This is a genomic window from Rhodococcus sp. EPR-157, assembly GCF_001647195.1.
GTDB lineage: Bacteria > Actinomycetota > Actinomycetes > Mycobacteriales > Mycobacteriaceae > Rhodococcoides.
In genome coordinates this window covers 1-3,503 of record NZ_LVCV01000433.1, presented here as the reverse complement: position 1 = coordinate 3,503, position 3,503 = coordinate 1, and the positions used below count along the sequence as shown (strand labels likewise).

The following is a 3,503-nucleotide window of genomic DNA, read 5'->3' as shown; positions in this document are numbered from 1 at the left end:
GTCGCCGGGCTCACGATCACGGCCTCGGCATCGTTTGCACACGACATCTACGCGAGCGTCATCAAGAAGGGCGACGTCGACGAGAAGAAGCAGGTCAAGGTTTCACGGATCACCGCTGTCGTGATCGGTATCCTCGCGATCGGCCTCGGCATCCTGGCGAACGGTCAGAACATCGCCTTCCTGGTCGCACTCGCATTCGCAGTCGCAGCGGCGGCGAACCTGCCGACCATCGTGTACTCGCTGTTCTGGCGTCGCTTCAACACCACCGGCGCACTGTGCAGCATGTACGGCGGTTTGATCTCGACGCTCGTCCTGATCATCTTCTCGCCGGCAGTATCCGGCTCGCCGACCGCGATGATCCCGGGCTCGGACTTCGCGTGGTTCCCGTTGTCGAACCCCGGCATCGTCTCCATCCCGCTGGCGTTCGTCCTCGGTATCGTCGGCACTCTGCTGTCGAAGGATTCCGAGTCTCGCGCCAAGCAGGCCGAGATGGAGGTCCGCTCGCTCACCGGTATCGGTGCAGAGAAGGCAAGCGCTCACTGAGTTTCACTGGCACGAATTCCACGCGACGAGGGCGGCCGACATACAGTCGGTCGCCCTCGTCGCGCGGCGAGGTAGAGCGGTGAATTTGTGACTCCTCACAAAGCGGCGCGCGCTGTAAGGGCCAACCTCACGCAGGAAACTCGACACGTGTGGTTACTATCCCTGCGTGGCCAAGCTGAAGGTATCCGTCAACGTTCCCCTCGACCCAGAGACAGCATGGACGCATGCGTCCGATCTCGCCGACTACGACAAGTGGTTGTCCATTCACGAAGCCTGGCGTTGTGAGCTGCCTGAACAGTTGACAGAAGGCGCCAACCTGGAGTCGGTCGCAAGTGTCAAGGGAATGCGTAACCGGGTGCGCTGGACCATCGAGAGCTACGACCCGCCGAAGAAGCTGAAGCTCAAGGGCAACGGTAAGGGCGGCGTCAAGATCAGCCTCCTGTTGTCGGTGGCGGCTGCCAAGAACGGTGGGTCGGACTTGTCGCTCGACGTCGAGCTCGGTGGCGCGCCATTGTTCGGTCCGATCGGTTCCGGAGTTGCGCGTGCGCTCAAGGGTGACATCGAGAACTCGATGAAGACCTTCGAGTCCCTGTACGCCTGATCAGGGCGGTTCTCACTTCGCTGGCTGCGGTCTCGATACGATCTTGCGCAACCGCACAGCGGGAGTCTGTTTCACCAAGCCTCTCGCTCACTACGGAGAGGTTCGACAATGCCCGGTAGACACAGTGCGGCGCCCACCACGGCGTCCGGCTCGACAGGGCTGGTGAAATACGGCGTCATCGCCGTCGTCCTCCTTCTCGTCGTCGGCGGTGGTGTCTATGCCGCGCAGAAGGCTTTCGGATCCGGATGCAAGAACCCGCAGACCTTTTCCTTGGCCGCTGACCCGGCGATTGCCGACGTCGTCGAGCAGATCGTCGCCGACACGCCTGCGGAAGATCTCGGGTGCGCGAACGTCGATGTCACCGCGACCGAATCCGGCAACGCATCCGCGGCAGTGTCGATGGGTGTCGACGTCCCGTCGCTGTGGATTCCAGATTCAGCGCTGTGGGTGGGCAAGGCTGTGCGAGCGACGGGTTCGCTCGTCGATGTCGCCAGCCAGTCCGTCGCAAGTTCGCCGGTGCTCATCGCGGCACGGAAGGACGAGGTTCCGTTCTTCGACTCGTGGTTGACGGCGTTGCAGTTGAAGGGCCTACGGATCGGAAACCCGCTCACCAACACGGTGTCCGACGCCGCCATCCTCGGTGCGCTCGCCGAAGCGGGCACCGACGCCGACGCCGTCGACTCCGTTTCTGCTGCGTTGGTTCCGATCGCGCAAGCCCAGGCCGACACTCGCGGTGAAGCGGATCCCGTCGTGCGTCTCGAGGAGACGGCCGCAGGCGGGGGAGTCTCCGTGGTGTCGGAGCAGACGCTCGTCGACTTCCAGGACTCGACCGGCACCGAATTCGGTGTGACGGCGCCGCCGACCGGCTCCTTCTTTCTGAACTTTCCACTCGCGGTCACCGAGCCGGAGGGAGCTGGTAGGGAGGCCGCCAAGACGGCCGGGTTGGCCGTCGCCGATGCTCTGGCCTCCGAATCAGGGCTGCAGGCGTTGTCCGAGGCAGGTTTCCGCGCACCTGACAATGCCCCGCTGAGCGATGGTCGCGGTTTGGGAGACGTCGCTGCCCTGACTATCACCGACCAACAAACCGCCGAAACGACGCTGCGTCGCTATCAGGTCCTTGCGCTGCCGTCGCGCACGCTGGTGATGGAGGATGTGTCCGGTTCGATGGGCTACAGCGCCGGCGCCGACACCAGGATCGGGCTGACCGTCCAAGCCAGCGAAACAGGCAGTGCGCTGTTTCCCGACAACGCTGCACTCGGCCTGTGGGCATTCTCGATCGGCCTCGGCGGCGGGAGTCAGGACTATCGAGAACTGGCCCCGATCCGGCAGCTCGACGAGAACGTCGACGGGACTACCCAGCGGGAGCTGATCCGTCAGCAGACCCGGTCGTTGCCCGGGTTGGTGGGCGGGGGTACGGGCCTCTATGACACGACACTCGCTGCATTCCGTCAGGTCAAAGAAGGGTACGACCCCGATTACATCAACAGCGTGATCATTTTGACCGACGGGTCGAACGAGGATCCGGGCAGCATCTCGCTCGATGAACTCCTCGCCACTCTGCGCGCCGAGCAGGACCCGACCAAGCCGGTGATCATCGTGACGATCGGTATCACCGACGACGCCGACGCGGGCGTCCTTCAGCAGATCTCGGCAGCAACCGGGGGAACGAGTTTTCTGGCAAGAAATCCTGCAGAAATTCCAAACGTGTTTGTGAATGCTCTCAAAAGCCGCGCGGGTCGCTGATTCAACCGCTACTTTTGGCATCGAAGTCTGCTCGATGCCCGTATGTCGCTGAATCAAGGGAGTCAAAGGAATGTCGGGGCGTCACGGAGCAGGGACACGAAGGAACCCGGCCTATGCATGGGCTGCGCTGGCAGTAGTCGCTGTGGTCGTGGTGGTCGGTGGCTACTTCGGGGTCCAGGCCGTACGAGCAGGTAGTGGCGGTTGCGACACCGTGGATCAGGTTTCGCTCGCGGTGGATCCGACCGTTGCGCCCGTCATCTCCGACATCCTCTCCACGACCGACGTCGTCGAACGTGGCTGCACCGACTTCGAAGTGCGGGCGGAAGCTCCCACCGACACCGCAACCGAGTTGGCGGGCACCGACGAGAACCGTCCCGATCTCTGGATTCCCGATTCGACGTTGTGGTTGCTCAAGACTCTCCGGTCGACCGGCGCGTTGCCGGAGGTCGCGAAGTCCTCGGTCGTCAATACGATGCCGGTCGTGGTCACCCGACCGGGTGAATCGACTCCGGTGAACACCTGGCTCGAAGTGCTGCAGGCTCCGGCCGTGCGGATCGGCGATCCGCTGAACAGCAGCGCCTCACTCGCGTCGATACTCGGTGCCCTGGCCGAGTCC

At 63.3% G+C, this 3,503-nt stretch carries 3 protein-coding genes and 1 pseudogene; all 4 read left to right on the top strand.

The genetic code is table 11. The annotated features are described in order from the left end of the window. Positions 1–543, top strand: a 543-nt coding sequence (locus tag A2J03_RS20155; protein ID WP_442971381.1) for a solute symporter family protein, incomplete at its 5' end; no start/stop codon positions are given. A 166-nt stretch (positions 544–709) separates the two neighbouring features. Then, positions 710–1,144, top strand: coding sequence for a type II toxin-antitoxin system Rv0910 family toxin (locus A2J03_RS20150; RefSeq protein WP_068377565.1), 435 nt, complete (start codon positions 710–712; stop codon positions 1,142–1,144). A gap of 177 nt (positions 1,145–1,321) precedes the next feature. Further along, positions 1,322–2,887, top strand: a complete 1,566-nt coding sequence (locus tag A2J03_RS20145; RefSeq protein WP_442971382.1) for a hypothetical protein — start codon at positions 1,322–1,324, stop codon at positions 2,885–2,887. Positions 2,888–2,957: 70 nt separating this feature from the next. After that, positions 2,958–3,503 (top strand): annotated as a pseudogene (locus A2J03_RS20140) (substrate-binding domain-containing protein); the annotation flags it as partial.